The organism is Comamonas sp. SCN 65-56, assembly GCF_001724135.1.
In the GTDB taxonomy this organism is placed as follows: Bacteria; Pseudomonadota; Gammaproteobacteria; order Burkholderiales; family Burkholderiaceae_C; genus Comamonas_C.
Map to the genome: position 1 here is coordinate 80,632 of NZ_MEDS01000004.1, position 14,819 is coordinate 95,450.

General features: G+C 66.9%; 13 protein-coding genes. 9 read left to right on the top strand and 4 right to left on the bottom strand.

Annotated elements, in window-relative coordinates; all coding sequences use genetic code 11:
• Positions 1 to 35: 35 nt before the first annotated feature.
• Both recJ and ABS45_RS02900 read right to left on the bottom strand, forming a co-directional pair.
• Positions 36 to 1,757 (bottom strand): single-stranded-DNA-specific exonuclease RecJ, encoded by a 1,722-nt coding sequence (gene recJ / locus ABS45_RS02895; protein ID WP_291552753.1) that lies wholly within the window; start codon positions 1,755 to 1,757, stop codon positions 36 to 38.
• A complete protein-coding gene (locus ABS45_RS02900; protein WP_291552756.1) occupies positions 1,754 to 2,674 on the bottom strand; it encodes a phosphoglycerate mutase in 921 nt (306 codons plus the stop codon). Before ABS45_RS02900 ends, recJ begins: the two co-directional genes overlap by 4 nt.
• A gap of 62 nt (positions 2,675 to 2,736) precedes the next feature.
• Here ABS45_RS02900 and ABS45_RS02905 point away from each other — a divergent pair, with 62 nt between their 5' ends.
• Positions 2,737 to 3,990, top strand: coding sequence for a lipoprotein-releasing ABC transporter permease subunit (locus ABS45_RS02905; RefSeq protein ID WP_291552759.1), 1,254 nt, complete (start codon positions 2,737 to 2,739; stop codon positions 3,988 to 3,990).
• Entirely contained in the window at positions 3,983 to 4,684 is a 702-nt protein-coding gene (lolD, locus tag ABS45_RS02910; RefSeq protein ID WP_291552762.1) for a lipoprotein-releasing ABC transporter ATP-binding protein LolD, read from the top strand. The genes ABS45_RS02905 and lolD overlap by 8 nt, the downstream gene beginning before the upstream one ends.
• Here lolD and ABS45_RS02915 read toward each other — a convergent pair.
• On the bottom strand, positions 4,661 to 6,439 hold the full coding sequence (locus tag ABS45_RS02915; RefSeq protein ID WP_291552872.1) for a sigma-54-dependent Fis family transcriptional regulator: 1,779 nt from the start codon (positions 6,437 to 6,439) through the stop codon (positions 4,661 to 4,663). The two genes, lolD and ABS45_RS02915, sit on opposite strands and share 24 nt — an antisense overlap.
• On the opposite strand from ABS45_RS02915, the gene ABS45_RS02920 reads away from it, so the two are divergent.
• The 3 genes from ABS45_RS02920 to ABS45_RS02930 all read left to right on the top strand — a co-directional run bounded on the left by ABS45_RS02920 (position 6,335) and on the right by ABS45_RS02930 (position 8,877).
• Positions 6,335 to 6,601 carry a hypothetical protein gene (locus ABS45_RS02920; protein ID WP_291552875.1) on the top strand — a complete coding sequence of 89 codons (267 nt, stop codon included), beginning with the start codon at positions 6,335 to 6,337 and terminating at the stop codon, positions 6,599 to 6,601. The genes ABS45_RS02915 and ABS45_RS02920 overlap by 105 nt on opposite strands.
• A 70-nt stretch (positions 6,602 to 6,671) precedes the next feature.
• A complete protein-coding gene (locus tag ABS45_RS02925; RefSeq protein ID WP_291552766.1) occupies positions 6,672 to 7,643 on the top strand; it encodes a PDR/VanB family oxidoreductase in 972 nt (323 codons plus the stop codon).
• A 121-nt stretch (positions 7,644 to 7,764) separates the two neighbouring features.
• Positions 7,765 to 8,877 (top strand): aromatic ring-hydroxylating dioxygenase subunit alpha, encoded by a 1,113-nt coding sequence (locus ABS45_RS02930; protein WP_291552769.1) that lies wholly within the window; start codon positions 7,765 to 7,767, stop codon positions 8,875 to 8,877.
• 60 nt (positions 8,878 to 8,937) lie between these two features.
• Here ABS45_RS02930 and ABS45_RS02935 read toward each other — a convergent pair whose 3' ends face one another.
• Positions 8,938 to 9,306, bottom strand: a complete 369-nt coding sequence (locus ABS45_RS02935; RefSeq protein ID WP_291552771.1) for a carboxymuconolactone decarboxylase family protein — start codon at positions 9,304 to 9,306, stop codon at positions 8,938 to 8,940.
• A 92-nt stretch (positions 9,307 to 9,398) separates the two neighbouring features.
• Here ABS45_RS02935 and ABS45_RS02940 point away from each other — a divergent pair, with 92 nt between their 5' ends.
• The 4 genes from ABS45_RS02940 to ABS45_RS02955 all read left to right on the top strand — a co-directional run bounded on the left by ABS45_RS02940 (position 9,399) and on the right by ABS45_RS02955 (position 14,807).
• On the top strand, positions 9,399 to 10,100 hold the full coding sequence (locus ABS45_RS02940) for an SDR family NAD(P)-dependent oxidoreductase (protein WP_291552774.1): 702 nt from the start codon (positions 9,399 to 9,401) through the stop codon (positions 10,098 to 10,100).
• Positions 10,097 to 10,933: a TatD family hydrolase gene (locus ABS45_RS02945; protein ID WP_291552777.1), complete on the top strand. Its 837-nt coding sequence runs from the start codon at positions 10,097 to 10,099 to the stop codon at positions 10,931 to 10,933. The genes ABS45_RS02940 and ABS45_RS02945 overlap by 4 nt, the downstream gene beginning before the upstream one ends.
• Positions 10,934 to 11,079: 146 nt before the next feature.
• Positions 11,080 to 12,168, top strand: a complete 1,089-nt coding sequence (locus ABS45_RS02950; protein WP_291552779.1) for a TRAP transporter substrate-binding protein — start codon at positions 11,080 to 11,082, stop codon at positions 12,166 to 12,168.
• A complete protein-coding gene (locus ABS45_RS02955; RefSeq protein ID WP_291552782.1) occupies positions 12,165 to 14,807 on the top strand; it encodes an EAL domain-containing protein in 2,643 nt (880 codons plus the stop codon). The genes ABS45_RS02950 and ABS45_RS02955 overlap by 4 nt, the downstream gene beginning before the upstream one ends.
• Positions 14,808 to 14,819: the final 12 nt, after the last annotated feature.

Consider the following 14,819-nt stretch of genomic DNA (forward strand, 5'->3'; position numbering starts at 1 on the left):
AAGTCGGGGCGCATCGCGGTATTCACGCTCAACGCTCAACCTCCCTCCTGCATTCCTTCCACCAGCCATTGCACGCGCCGCTCGCCGCGCCATTCGTTGATGTCCAGACGATAGGCCAGCAGCACCTGCTGCGGCAGGGGCTCGGTGTGGTTGAACCAGATCGCGTCCACCGGCTGGCCCTGGTGCAGCAGCTTGACCTGCAGGTGGTTTTTCGCCTCGCCCACCAGGCGCTGGCTTTGCACCTGTACCCGGTCGCTGAAGGTGGGCGGCGCAAAGCCCTGGCCCCAGACCTCGTGCGCGAGCATGTCCACCAGGTCCGGGCGCAGGTATTCGGGTGCCAGCGGGCCATCGGTTTCCAGCCGGCGCAGCAGCGTGGCGGCATCCAGCCACTCCTGGGCCACCTGCGCCAGGGCCTGCTCAAAGACCTCGAAATGCGCCTCGGCAATGGTGCAGCCGGCGGCCATCGCGTGGCCGCCGAAGCGCAGCAGCACGTCGGGATGGCGTTTGGCCACCAGGTCCAGCGCGTCGCGCAGGTGAAAGCCGGGAATGGAACGCCCAGAACCTTTGAGCTCATGCGTGTGCCCCGGCGCAGCGCTGGGTGCGAAGACGAAGGTGGGGCGATGGAACTGGTCCTTCAGGCGCGAGGCGACGATGCCGACCACGCCCTCGTGGAATTCGCCATCGAACACGCTGATCGCGGGCGGCGGTGCTTCGTCCACATCCAGCAGCCCGGCGGCGATCTGCAGCGCCTGCTCGCGCATGCCGCCTTCGATCTCGCGGCGTTCGCGGTTGATGGCATCGAGCTGTTGCGCGAGCTCCCGGGCGCGGCCCGTATCGTCGGTGCTGAGGCATTCGATGCCCAGCGTCATGTCCGCCAGCCGCCCGGCGGCGTTGATGCGCGGGCCGAGCGCAAAGCCGAAGTCAAAGGTGGCGGCTTGCTGCGCCTTGCGTCCGGCGGCGGCAAACAGGGCGGCCATGCCCGCAGGCATCTGGCCAGCGCGTACGCGCTTGAGCCCCTGAGCCACCAGGCGGCGGTTGTTTTCGTCCAGCGGCACCACGTCGGCCACCGTGCCCAGGGCAACGAGCGGCAGCAGCGGCTCCAGACGCGGCTGGCTGGCGGCATCAAAGCGGCCGCGCGCGCGCAGTTCCGTGCGCAGCTGCATCAGCACATACAGCATCACGCCCACGCCTGCCAGTGCCTTGCTGGCAAAGCCACAACCGGGCTGGTTGGGGTTGACGATCGCGTCGGCCGCGGGCAGTTCGGAGCCTGGCAGGTGGTGATCGGTCACCAGCACCTGCAGGCCCAGCGCCTTGGCGGCGGCGACGCCCGCGACGCTGGCAATGCCGTTGTCCACGGTGACGAGCAGATCGGCGCCCCTGGCGGCAACGCGCTGCGCAATCGGCGGTGTGAGGCCGTAGCCATCGACCACGCGATCGGGTACGAGGTAGTCGACGTGGCGCGCACCCAAGAGGCGCAGACCGCGCAGCGCCACGGCGCAGGCGGTGGCGCCGTCGCAGTCGTAATCGGCGACGATGCAGATGCGGGCGTCGCGTGCGATCGCATCAGCCAGCAGGCGGGCGGCCGGCGCCAGGCCCTTGAGGCCCTCTGGTGGCAGCAGGTGCCGGAGCCCGTCGTCGAGCTCGGCGGCGCTGCGCACGCCGCGAGCAGCATACAGCCGCGCCAGCAGCGGATGCACGCCCGCCTGCTCCAGCGCCCAGGCCTGGCGGGGCGGCACGTCCCGGGTGATTATTTTCATAGCTGCTTGCGCAGGTCAGCAAAGCGCTGGCGACTGAAAATACCATGAATTTTCGCACCCAGCCCGCGGTGCTCGCTGGTGAAGGTCAGCGCCCTGGCGTCACCGCAGAGGGTGAGCGTGACGGGGGCGCCTGCTGCTGCCTGGCGCAGCAGTTCAGCCACCGGCCCGCTGTCCAGCTGCTGCCAGGCGCGGGCCCAGGCTCTCCAATCCTGCTGCAGTGCGGCGTCGAACAGCGCGCCCGGCATGTCGGGCGCATCGTGCTGCGCCGGCAGCGCGGCGAGTCTGCCCGCACCATGCACCCAGAAGGCATTCACCGCCAGCTGCCCTTTGGCGGCGCGTGCTTCGCTGAAGGCGTGGGTATAGAGCAGCATCTGCACCTCGCTGTGCAGGCGCTGCACTTCGGTGGAGCGCGGGCCTCGCGGCATCCAGGCACGCACGTCGCGGCCGATGACGCGGTCCAGCGACGCGCATTCCAGGCCTTCGAAGATTTCGCCGTGCGCCAGCCAGCGAGTCGGCTGCTCGTAGCTCAGGGCGATGCCGTCCTGCGCCAGCCAAGGCGCGAGGATGTCCACCAGTGCGCGCGCATCGGCTTCGTCCAGTTGCAACTGCGCCGGGTGCAGCAGCGTGACATGGTCCGCGCCCACCTGCCAATGGCAGGGTGTGAGGTAGGCCCAGCCCCCGCTATCCAGCGGTTGCGTTGCCGCGGCCCAGGGCGTGGCGGGTTCCGGCAGGCCGAGCGCACGCGCCAGCGCGCGTTCGTGCGGGGGGGCGAAATCGGTTTCCTGGCCCGCGTCGGTGTGGCTGAGCGTCAGGCGCGAGAGCAGGCGGTCGAGTTGCGGCAGCTTGAGACCGGCAGCCACCGCGTCGCAGCCGGGCGCCTGGCTTGCCGCCATGGGAATCAGCAGGTGAGGGGACATGCCGGCTATTTTGCGGGATGCCACAATCGCCCCCGCCCTCTCAGGGTGGTTCCTTTTCGATCATGCACATCCCCTACGAGCTGGCCCTGGGCTGGCGCTACACCCGGGCCGGGCGCGCGACGCGGCGCAACGGCTTCATCTCCTTCATCTCGGGCGTCTCGATGCTGGGCATTGCGCTTGGCGTGGCGGCGCTGATCATCGTGCTGTCGGTGATGAACGGCTTTCAGAAAGAGGTGCGTGACCGCATGCTCAGCGTGGTGGCGCATATCGAGGTCTTTTCACCAGACGGCGGTGCGTTGCCCGATCTGGCGCGCACGCTGGCCGAGGTACGGGCCAATCCCGAGGTGGTGGGCGCGGCGCCGTTCGACTCGGCGCAGGCACTGCTGGCGCGCGGCGAAGACATGAAAGGCGTACTGGTGCGCGGCATTGATCCGGCGCAGGAAGGCGCGGTGACCGAGATCGCCGATGCCAACCGCCGGGCAGTGGATACCCTGACGCCCGGCAGCTTCAACGCGGTGCTGGGCACGGACCTGGCGCGCTCGCTCGGCGTGCGTCCCGGCGACAAGGTCACCGTGGTCGCGCCCAGCGGGCAGGTCACGCCGGCGGGCATCGTGCCGCGCCTCAAGCAGGTGACGGTCTCGGGCTTGTTCCATTCGGGCCATTACGAGTACGACTCCACGCTGGTGCTGATGCAGCATGAGGATGCCGAACGCATCTTCCGGCTGGAAGGTCCGACGGGCGTACGCCTGCGCCTTCGGGATCTGCACCAGGCGCCGCGCGTGACGCAGGAGCTGGCGCAGACGCTCTCGGGCAATCTGCTGATCCGCGACTGGACACAGCAAAACCGCACCTGGTTTGCCGCGGTGCAGGTGGAAAAACGCATGATGTTCATCATCCTCACGCTGATCGTTGCCGTCGCCGCCTTCAACCTCGTGAGCACGCTGGTGATGAGCGTGCAGGACAAGCGCGCCGACATCGCCATCCTGCGCACCCTGGGCGCCAGCCCGGCGAGCATCATGGGGGTGTTCGTGGTGCAGGGCGCGATGGTGGGCGTGATCGGCACGCTGGCGGGTCTGGCGCTGGGCCTGCTGGTGGCCTTCAACATCGATGTGATCGTGCCGGCCATCGAGCACCTGCTGGGCGTGCACTTCCTGCCCAAGGACATCTACCTCATCAGTCGCATGCCCAGCGACCCGCAGGAGGGCGATATCGTGCCGATTGCCATCATCTCGCTGCTGCTGGCGTTTGTCGCCACGCTCTACCCGAGCTGGCGTGCCAGCCGCGTCAACCCCGCACAGGCGCTGCGCTATGAGTGACGTGGTACTTGAGGCCAGTGGCCTTGCCAAGCGCTACACCGAGGGACCGCTGGATGTGCAGGTGCTCGCCGGTGTGGATCTGGTGGTGCATGCCGGCGAGACGCTGGCCATCGTCGGCGCCTCGGGTTCGGGCAAGAGCACGCTGCTGCACCTGCTGGGCGGGCTGGATGCGCCCAGCAGTGGCAGCGTCGTTCTTGAAGGCCAGCGCCTGCTGCAGCTCGCGCCCAGCGCGCAGGGGCGGCTGCGCAATGAAAAGCTGGGCTTTATCTACCAGTTTCATCACCTGCTGCCGGAATTCACCGCGCAGGAGAACGTCGCCATGCCGCTGCGCATCCGGCGCTTGCCACAGGTTGAGTGCATGCGCCAGGCGGCGCAGATGCTGGCCCAGGTCGGCCTGGCCGAGCGCCTGGCGCACCGCCCGGCGGAGCTCTCGGGTGGCGAGCGTCAGCGCGTGGCCATCGCTCGCGCGCTGGTGACGCGCCCGGCCTGCGTGCTGGCCGATGAGCCCACGGGCAACCTGGACCGCAGCACCGCACAGCAGGTGTTTGCGCTGATGCTGCGCCTGGCGCGCGAACAAGGCACGGCCTTCATCGTGGTGACGCACGATGAGCAGCTGGCGGCGCAGTGCGACAAGACCGTGCCGCTGGTCGCTGGCGTGTTGCGCTGGGGCTCAGGCGGCGCCCCCCTCGCCTGACGACTTGCTGGCGTGCAAGCCGTGGCGCTTCAAGCGGAATTCGACTTGCGCGCGGCCCAAACCCAAAGCGCGCGCAGTGGCTGAGATGTTGCCCTTGCACAAGGCCAGGGTGCGGCAGAGGACGAGGCGCTCAATATCCTCGAACCGAGGAGTATCGGCCAGCAGCGCATCGATCAGCGTGGCAGGCGATGGCTCGGAGCTCTCCCGTGCAGCGGCGCTGGGGCTTGCGCTGCTTCTGGCATCTCGGTGTTGGAGCTGGGAGTCCTGCGGGCTGTCAACTTCCTGCGGCAGCAGCAGATGCTGGATGTCGACGACGCCCCCGGGGTTGGCCAGGACGATGCCGCGCTCCATCGTGTTTTCAAGTTCGCGGACATTGCCGGGCCAATCGTATTTCAGGAGCAGATCGCTGGCGCGTGGCGACAGGCCGTGCACATGCTTGTTGAGCTGGTGCTGAAAGCGCTGCATGAAAACCGAAGCCAGCAAGAGAATGTCGCTGCGCCGCTCACGCAGTGGCGGAATCTGCACCGGAACGACGTTGAGCCGGTAGTACAGATCCTCTCTGAACCGCCCGGCCAGGACCTCTTGGTAGAGATCGCGATTGGCCGCGGCGATGAGGCGCACGTCGACCTTGAAGACCTGCGTACCGCCGACCCGTTCGATCTCCTGCTGCTGCAGCGCACGCAACAACTTGCCCTGGGCCGCCAACGGCAGGCTGGCCACCTCATCGAGGAACAGCGTGCCGAGATGGGCGCGTTCGAATCGGCCTTCGCGGGATGTTGTGGCACCGGTGTAGGCGCCGCGTTCAACGCCGAACAGTTCTGCCTCCACGAGTTCGCTCGGGATGGCGGCGCAATTGACTGTTACCAGCGTTGCGTCTCTGCGTTCGCTCAGCCGGTGCACGGCGCGCGCGAAGCCTTCCTTGCCGGTGCCGGTTTCTCCATTGAGCAGCACGGTGGCATTGGTCGGCGCAACACGGCTGGTGAGCGCGGCGGCTGCAAGAAACCCTGTTGACGTGCCTACCATGTCTTCAAAGCCCGGGAGGTTCATCGCCTGCGGCGGTGGTGCATTGGCGGCGGACGGTTCGCCCTTGGAGGTGGCTTTGCGTTGAATCGGTGCCGCGCTGCCTGCCTCCGTGCCGGCAGTGAGCTGGCTGGTCCGAAGGTAGGCGATCTCGGTCTCGCCGAGGTTCTTCCATTCGGCCAACGGGCGGGCGATGACGCGGCAGCGGGCGTGGCCCATCGCGCAGCATTCTTCTTCGTGCCAGTGAATGGGAACGCCGGTGATCGCCGTGCAATATCCGTTCGCGTAGCCGGTCATGATCCAGCAGGTCGGCGAGCCGCTGAGGCCGAAGTGGTTCAGGTGGGCCGTGGCTTCCCACGAATGTTCCCAAAAAAAGTCGCCCCGGAAGGCGCCGTTGGTGGAGTCCAGTTCCATGTGTTCGATGGGCAGGTTCTTTACGAAACCCTCAAGCTCTCTCACGCGCGGACCGAGGGCGAGCTGTCTTGAAAGTGGTTCCGAGCCGTGCAGTTCCTTGATCTTGAGGGCGTCGGCGAATCCTTGCTGGTAGCCCATGCGCATGAACAGCTCCTGAGTGACGTCCGACCCCAGCCGGTCTATCAGCCCATGGCGCAACTCGTCGAGGGAGCTTGCGTGCAGCAGCAGCATGCGGTGACCCAGAAAGTGCACTTCACCGGTCTCTGGCGTGAACTGCAAGTTGCGCAGCAAGTCTTGTGCGTCAGGGTCGGCAACAGGGATGGCGGTGCGTGGCTTCATGGCGCATCTGTTGGTGTTGAGGCTGAAATTTCGCCTGAAGAGAAATTTCCTTCAAATATTAATGCACAGGTGAAATTTCCAAGCCAGATGAGAGTCGGCAGGATGGTTGTGAATAAATTATCATTGAAAATCAATGACTTATGAAACCTCTGTGGCGTGGCACGTCGATTGCTCATCAACCCCTGCGTAGGGTTGAAAGAACAAGGAGACAGTCATGCAGTCAGATGCCGGTTGGTTTGAACTTGTGGTGACCTCACACCAGGCGCTTGCCGAGCAGGTCGTTGGTTTGGAGCTGCGCAGCGCGAGCGGAGACAGGTTGCCAGCGTTTGACGCTGGCTCGCACATCGACCTGGAAACGCCGGCAGGTGTGGTGCGCAATTTTTCCCTGTGCAATGCGCCTGGCGATGTCTATCGCTACGAGCTGGGCATCCTGCTGGAACCGGGCGGGCGGGGCGGCTCGCGCAGCGTGCATGAAGATCTGACCGTGGGTGCGCGCGTGCGTGTGCGCGGCCCGCGCAACCACTTTGCGCTGCAGCCGGCTGAGCACACGGTGCTGCTGGCTGGGGGTATCGGCATCACGCCGCTGCTGGCGATGGCTGAGCAGCTGCATGCCGCTGGCCAATCCTTCGAACTGCACTACTGCGTGAGGAGCCGTAACCGTGCAGCGTTTCTGGACCGATTGAGTGCGCGCCCGTACGCGGATCGCGTTCATCTGCACGAGGATGATGGCGCAGCCGGGCAGAAGCTGGATGCCGGGCGCGTGCTGGCGGGTCCGTCGCAACACGCTCGGCTCTACGTTTGCGGTCCGGCGGGGTTCATCGATTACGTGTGCGGCGCCGCGCACGCGCAAGGCTGGCACGACGCACAGATTCATTTCGAACGCTTCAGCGCCGACCCTCAAGCCGCTTGCGATCCGGGCGACCGTTTTGAAGTGGTAGTGCAAGGGGTGGATGGGATTTTCACGGTTGCGCCGGACCAAAGCATCCTGCAATGCCTCACCAAGCAAGGCGTGGAGCTGTCCATGTCCTGCGAACAAGGCATTTGCGGCACCTGCGCCATGCGCGTGGTGTCGGGCGAGCCAGACCACCGCGACATGTTCTTCACCGACAGTGAACACCAGAGCGGGCTCTTCACGCCCTGCTGTTCGCGCTCCAGATCAACGCGCCTCGTTCTGGAGCGCATCTAGGTTTGCCGCGCCGTGGCCCAGGGTACGGCGCAGCAGGCATCGCCCGTGGTGAACGGCCGTGTGTTGCGGCGGCACGCCACAGTTTCTTTCAATTTGACGTTTGAAAATTCAGGAGACCCCCATGTCCAATCTCGCCCAGCCGCTGACCCAGCCCAAGCCCTACCTCATGAACGCCTGGTACGTGGCAGCGCTCAGCACGGAAGTCGATGCAGAAGCGCTGTTCCATCGCACGCTGCTGGACACCCCTGTCCTCATCTACCGCAAGAAGGGCAGTGGCGAACCGGTCGCCATGCTCGACCGCTGCCCGCACCGCTTCCTGCCCCTGCACATGGGTGATCGCAACGGCGACACCGTGACCTGCAAATACCATGGTCTGCAGTTCGACTGCAACGGAGCCTGCACCCACAATCCGCATGGTAACCAGCATATTCCTGCGGCGGCCACCGTGCCCAGTTTCACGCTGCGCGAGCGCAATGGTCTGATCTGGATCTGGATGGGTGACGCACCCGCCGACGAAGCCAAGCTGCACGATTTCAGTCCGTTGACCGAAGGGCCGGAAAGCGGCGTGGGCTACACCCACATCCACGTGAAATGCAATTACAAGCTCATCCTGGACAACGTCATGGACTTGAGCCATATCGACCATGTCCACGGCGAGATCATCACCACGCGCGGTCAGCTCTCGCCGCTGGTGCCGCAGGTGCGTCCAGTGGGAGACGCTTTCGCCGCGCGCTGGGAATGGTCTCAGACCCCGGCAATGATGATTTTTGCCGGCTTCCTGCCAGACCCCAAGGCCGCAGCGCGCCACTTCTTCGACATCACCTACCTGATGCCCGGCAACATCCAGCTGTCCGTCGGTGCCACGCAAGACGCGGGTGCGCCCCTCGATTTGGTTGGCACCACGGGCCAGTACGACTTGCACACGGTGACCCCTGAAACCAATGGGAGCACCCATTACTTCTTCGTCACCCGGCGCAACCACAATGTCGATGACGCGGAATTCAACCAATTCAAGATCGACGCCATGCGCAAGGCTTTCGTCGACGAAGACGTGCCGCTGGCCGAAGCCGTGCAAGAGCGCATGGGCGTGAGCCACGACGTGGATGACTTTTTCTCCATGAGTCCGGTGCTGATGAGCAACGATGTGGCTGCCGTGCGCATGCGTCGCACACTGGAAGCGGCCATCGTGCAAGAGCAGACCCGGACAGCGGCGTCGGGCAAGGTCGCGGCGTAGGCCTCGTGGCGCCTCGACCCCACGGGTGCGTGGGAGCCCGAGGCCCGGCCGCCTCGAAGCTCAGGCCTTCCTGGCCGCCAGGGCCTCGTCAAACGCGGCCACCGTGCTGGCCGCGTACATCAGCGAAGGCCCGCCGCCCATGTAAACGGCGACGCCGAGCATTTCGTGGACTTCCTCGCGCGTGGCGCCCAGGCGCACCAGCGCCTGCGTGTGAAAACCCAAACAGCCATCGCAACGCGCGGCCACGCCGATGGCAAGTGCTATCAATTCCTTGGTCTTGGCATCAATGGCACCGGGCGCCAGCGCGGCTTTGCCCATGGCGTTGAAGCCGGCCAGCACGTCCGGCACGCTGTCCTTGAGCGTGCGCACGTTGGCGGAGATGGTGCTGGTCAGCTGCTTGTAATCGGTGGTGGTGAGTGCGGCGGTCATCGGAGCTCCTCGGTAAAAAGAAATGGGCGAGAGCGCAAGCGTAGCCGACCGGCGCCGCTTCTATGATCCACAGTCTCAGCTGGAGGAATGTCATGGGTACCGATAGAGACGTGGTCTGCATCACCGGCGCGGCCGGCAATTTGGGAGTGGCCACCGCCGCATGGTTTGAACGCCAGGGTGCGCGCCTGGTGCTGCTGGACCGCGATGCCCAGGCGCTGCAATCGCGCTACGGTGGACTGGCCGATGCGCTGCTGCTGCCAGTCGATCTGCTCGATCGCGACGCGCTGGTGCAGGCCGTGGCGCAGGCATTGCCGCGGGTGCACCACATTGATGTGCTGTGCCACCTCGCCGGCGGCTTTCACATGGGTGAGCCGGTGCACGAGACACCAGCCAGTGCCTGGGATTTCATGATGGACCTGAACGCGCGCAGCTTCATCCACATGGCGGCTGCCGTCGTACCGCACATGCGCCGGCAAACGCGCGGCCGCATCGTGGCGGTCGGGGCTGCCGGGGGGCTCAAGGGCGGTGCCTCGACGGGAGCCTATGCCGCATCCAAGAGCGCGCTCATGCGCCTGGTGGAATCCATGTCGGCCGAACTGCGCGACGACGGCATCAACGTCAATGCCGTGCTGCCCTCCATCATCGACACGCTGCCCAACCGCGTTGCCATGCCCGATGCGGATTTTTCGCGCTGGGTCGCGCCCGAGGCGCTGGCCGAGATCATCGGCTTTCTGGCCTCGGACGCGGCACGCGCGGTGCATGGCGCGCTGGTGCCGGTGCTGGGCCGGGTGTGACGGTTTTCGTCGATACCCATTGCCATCTGGACGCAGCGGAGTTCGACACCGACCGCGCGGCCATGCGCGCGGCAGCGCGCTCCGTGGGAGTGGTGCATTGCGTGATCCCGGCGGTGGCGCGCTCCAACTGGGGTGCGGTGCGCACGCTGGCCCATGCGTGGGGCGACAGCTATGCGCTGGGCATACACCCCATGTGCACGCCGGATGCCACCGATGCGGATATCGACGCGCTCGGGGCTCTGATGCACGCCTGCGGCGAGGACGCGCATCTTGTCGCCGTGGGCGAGATCGGTCTTGATTATTTCGTTCCGGGGCTCGATGGCCCGCACCAGGAGCGGCTGTTGCGCGCGCAGCTGCGCCTGGCGCGGCGCTTTGATCTACCGGTGTTGCTGCATGTGCGCAGGAGTGTGGACCGGGTGCTCAAGGCGCTGCGCGAGCTGCCGGTGGCGGGCGGCATCGCCCACGCGTTCAACGGCAGCCTGCAGCAGGCACAGGCCTTCATGGCCATGGGCTTCAAGCTCGGCTTCGGCGGCGCGGTGACGTTTGAGCGCGCGCTGCAGCTGCGCCGCCTGGCAGCAGAGCTGCCGCTTTCGGCGCTGGTGCTGGAAACCGATGCGCCCGACATTCCGCCGCACTGGCTGTACCGCGACGCCGCCGCGCGTGCGGGTGGTGTGCCCCAGGGTCGCAACAGCCCGGCCGAGCTGCCACGCATCGCGGGCGTGATCGCCGGGCTGCGCGGCATGGCGCCAGAGGCATTGGCCGAGGCCAGCTGGCGCAACGCCGGCGCGGCGCTGCCGCGGCTGGGTCGGCGGCTGGCCGTGCAGCGATCCTGACTCCTGGCCTCCCTCTTCTTTGGTGCCGAGGCGTTGGCATGCACAGCGTCGGGCGCTCGCTTTTTGGTAGGTTTTCTGGTGACGGACAGGGGTTTGGCGTTGTATGCTGCAGCGCGGCTGAACATGTCGCGCCCTGGTGTTTGCCCATGCCCTTCACCCGTCCTCGTCGCCCCTTGCAGCGCCTGATTCGTGCGGGCGTGCTGGCGCTGGCCGGCCTGCTGCCATTGGCGGCAGCCAGCGCGCCATCCGAGGCGGCGGCACTCAAGCTGCAAATCGTCGGCGGCCTGGCGGGGTTGACGCAATATCAGGAGTATGAGCAGCCCTTCTGGACCAGGGAGCTGGCGCGCCTGAGCGGTGGGCGCTATGGCGCGGACATCGTGCCGTTTGACCGCGCCGGGGTGCCTGGCGCCGAGATGCTGCGCTTGATGGAGCTGGGCGTCGTGCCTTTCGGCACCATGCTGCTGAGCTTGACGACCATGCAGTACCCGGAGTACGCGGCCATCGATCTTCCCGGTCTGAGCGCCGACATGCCGCAATTGCGCGCCAACGTCACGGCGTTTCGCCCCTGGCTGGAAAACGCCCTGCGCGAGCGCCATGGCGTGCGCACGCTGGCCATCTACGTCTATCCGGCGCAGGTGGTGTTCTGCAAGAGGTCCCTGACGCGGCTGGCGGATCTGAAAGGGCGGCGGGTGCGTGTGTCCTCGGTGGGGCAGGCGGACTTCATTGATGCGCTGGGCGGCGTGCCGGTGCACACTGGTTTTGCGCAGCTCATGCGCAGCCTGGAGTCGGGCGATACCGAGTGCGCCATCACCGGCACCATGTCGGGCCACTCGCTGGGGTTGTATCGGGTCACGCGCTATCTCTACCCGCTGCCCGTGACCTGGGGGCTGGCCATCTTTGGCGCCAATCAGACCGCCTGGGATGCCTTGCCGCCTGATTTGCGCGAGCTGCTCGGGCGCGAGCTGCCCCGGCTGGAGCGTGACATCTGGGCAGCAGCCGAGCGCGATACCGCCGAGGGCGTGGTCTGCAACAGCGGCGCGCCGGCATGCCGCAAGAACGACAAGGGCCAGATGACGGTGGTGCCGCTGTCGCTGCACGATACGCAGCTGCGCCGCGAAATCCTGCAAACCGTGGTGCTGCCGCGCTGGGTGGCGCGCTGTGCGACGGATTGCGCACAGGTCTGGGACCGCACGCTGGCCGCCGAGACCGGCATTCACCTCTCCGCGCCGCGATGAACGCTGCCGCCCCCGCCGCCCTGCGTGTCAAGTTCAGCATCTGGTCCGCGGTGGGGGTGCTGGTGGTGATCATGGCGCTGGCTATCGGTGGCTTGGCGCTGGCGCTGCGCCAGGGCGCGCTGGACGATGGCCGCGCCCAGACCGAGCGCTTTGCCGCGGGCGCGCGGGCGTCCATCAATCGCGCACTGCTGGGCCTTGACGTTCTGCTGTCCAACGTCCACGACCTGCCAGGCTTGCGCAGCGCCGGTGGCGCCGGCATCGATGCCGCGCAGGCCAACCGTTTCATGCAGGTTGCCGTGCGCCAGAACCTGCTGGTGCGTTACGTGGCGCTGCTCGATGGCCAGGGCCGAGTGCTTGCGTCAACCCAGCAGGCAGGCCAGCAATTGACGGTGGATCTGCCCACGGGCTTTGCCGCCCAGGCGCTGGCGCAGATCGTGCCGGCGATGGTCATCAGCGAGCCCCAGGTCAGCTTTGCCAGTGCCGAGCGGGTGGTCTACATGGCGCGGCCCGTGCCCGTCACCGACGGCTCGCGGCTGCTGATGGTGGCCCAGGTGCCGCTGGCGGGGCTGGAACCGGTGCTGATGCAGGGCGCTGACATCCCGGGCCTGGAGGTCACCCTGGAGCACACGGGGGGCATGCTGCTGCTGGGCGTGCCCTTGGCCGAGCGGCTGCCCGCGGGCGCTGCGCCGCTGCGGCAAAGCGATGCTTCGGGCGGGCGCGCGCGCCTTTCGGGGAGCCACGCGCTGGTGGTGGCCCAGCCGACGCTGTACCCGCAGTTGTGGATCACCGCCAGCCTGCCCGAGCAGGCGGCGCTGGCGCGCTGGCGGCGGGACATGCGCGCGGTGCTGGCGGCGGCGCTGCTGTTTGCCGCGCTGCTGGTGGTCACGGGTGTGCTGCTGCAGTCCTACGTGTTGCGGCTGCAGCGGGCACGCCGGCAAGCGGCGCGCTCGCGTGCCATGCTGAACCAGGCTCTGGGCGCGATCGTCAGCGGCTTTCTGCTGCTGGACGCACAGCGCAACGTCGTCCAGTGGAACCGGCGCTTTGTTGAGCTGTTCCCGTGGCTGCAGTCAGCGATGCGCGTGGGCATGCCGTTTCATGCGGTGCTGGACGCCTCGGCCCAGGCATACATGCCGGATGCGCAACCCGAGGCGCATGCCGACTGGGTGCGTGAACGCCTGGCGAGGCAGGAACGCCGGGATGCCGCGACCCATGAGCTGCAGCTGCCCACGGGCCGCCGCATCCAGGTGAGCGAGCGTGCCGCTCCCGAGAGCGGCCTGATGATCAGCTACCACGACGTGACCGAGTTGCGCCAGGCCACGGCCGAGATCGCGCAACTGGCGTTCTTCGATCCGTTGACCAATCTGCCCAATCGGCGCCTGCTGCTGGACCGGCTCACGCAGGCGGTGGCGCAGGCGCGGCGCGAGCGGCAGATGGGCGCGCTGCTGTTCATTGACCTGGACCATTTCAAGCTGCTCAACGACACCCGCGGCCACGAGGTAGGCGATGAACTGCTGCGCCAGGTGGGCGAGCGCCTGCAAGCCGCGGTGCGTGGCTGCGACACCGTGGCGCGGCTGGGCGGGGATGAGTTTGTCGTCATGCTGTCGCAGCTGGCCGCCGAGCCTGGACGCGCGGCCGAGCAGACACGGCGCGTGGGTGACAAGCTGACGGCCAGCCTGGGCGAGCCCTATGAATTGGATGGGCAGGTGCAGCGCAGCAGTTGCAGCGTGGGCGTAGCCCTGTTCGGCCACGACGACGCGGCGGGCCTGGATGCGCAGGAGCTGCTCAAGCGCGCCGACATCGCGATGTACCAGGTCAAGCAGCGTCGCGGCAATGGCCTGTGCTTTTTTGACCCGCAGATGCAGGAGCGCATCAACCAGCGTGCCGCGCTGGAGGCCGACCTGCAGACGGCGCTGGAGCGGGGGCAGTTCGTGCTGCACTATCAGCCCCAGTTTGCACACAACGGCCGCACCGTGGGTGTGGAGGCCTTGCTGCGCTGGCAGCATCCCGAGCGTGGCCTGATCGCGCCCGGTGCCTTCATCGCGGTAGCCGAGGACAGCGGTCTCATCGTCGCCCTGGGGCAGTGGGTGCTGGAGCAGGCGTGCAGCCAGCTGGCTGCCTGGGCACGCGAGCCCGGCCGCGAGGACTGGCAGGTATCCGTCAACGTCAGTGCGCGCCAGTTTCGCCAGGAGGACTTTGTTGCGCAGACCGTCGAGGCGTTGCAGCGCACCGGCGCACCGGTGCAAAAGCTGGTGCTGGAGCTGACCGAGTCGCTGGTGCTCGAAGACATGCAGGGTTCGATCGCGAAGATGCACCAGCTGCGAGCCAAGGGCGTGCGCTTCGCCATCGATGATTTCGGCACCGGGCATTCGTCGCTCGCCTACCTCACGCAACTGCCGCTGCACCAACTCAAGATCGACCAATCCTTCACGCATCAGATCGGTCGGCAGGAAGCGGCCGACGTGATCGTGCAGACCATCATCGCGATGGCGCGCACGCTGGAGCTGGAGGTGATCGCCGAGGGAGTGGAAACCGCGGCGCAGCGGGATTTTCTGGCCGCGCACGGTTGTCTGCTGTTCCAAGGCTATTGGTTCTCTCGCCCCGTGCCGGTGGAGCAGTTGGGCGTGCCCCGCCCGGCGTGAGCGGGCGCCCGG

Coding starts and splice junctions, on each gene's coding strand:
- recJ (WP_291552753.1), bottom strand. CDS start 1,757: ATGAAAATAATCACCCGGGACGTGCCGCCCCGCCAGGCCTGGGCGCTG.
- ABS45_RS02950 (WP_291552779.1), top strand. CDS start 11,080: ATGCCCTTCACCCGTCCTCGTCGCCCCTTGCAGCGCCTGATTCGTGCG.
- ABS45_RS02905 (WP_291552759.1), top strand. CDS start 2,737: ATGCACATCCCCTACGAGCTGGCCCTGGGCTGGCGCTACACCCGGGCC.
- ABS45_RS02955 (WP_291552782.1), top strand. CDS start 12,165: ATGAACGCTGCCGCCCCCGCCGCCCTGCGTGTCAAGTTCAGCATCTGG.
- ABS45_RS02940 (WP_291552774.1), top strand. CDS start 9,399: ATGGGTACCGATAGAGACGTGGTCTGCATCACCGGCGCGGCCGGCAAT.
- ABS45_RS02930 (WP_291552769.1), top strand. CDS start 7,765: ATGTCCAATCTCGCCCAGCCGCTGACCCAGCCCAAGCCCTACCTCATG.
- ABS45_RS02925 (WP_291552766.1), top strand. CDS start 6,672: ATGCAGTCAGATGCCGGTTGGTTTGAACTTGTGGTGACCTCACACCAG.
- lolD (WP_291552762.1), top strand. CDS start 3,983: ATGAGTGACGTGGTACTTGAGGCCAGTGGCCTTGCCAAGCGCTACACC.
- ABS45_RS02900 (WP_291552756.1), bottom strand. CDS start 2,674: ATGTCCCCTCACCTGCTGATTCCCATGGCGGCAAGCCAGGCGCCCGGC.
- ABS45_RS02935 (WP_291552771.1), bottom strand. CDS start 9,306: ATGACCGCCGCACTCACCACCACCGATTACAAGCAGCTGACCAGCACC.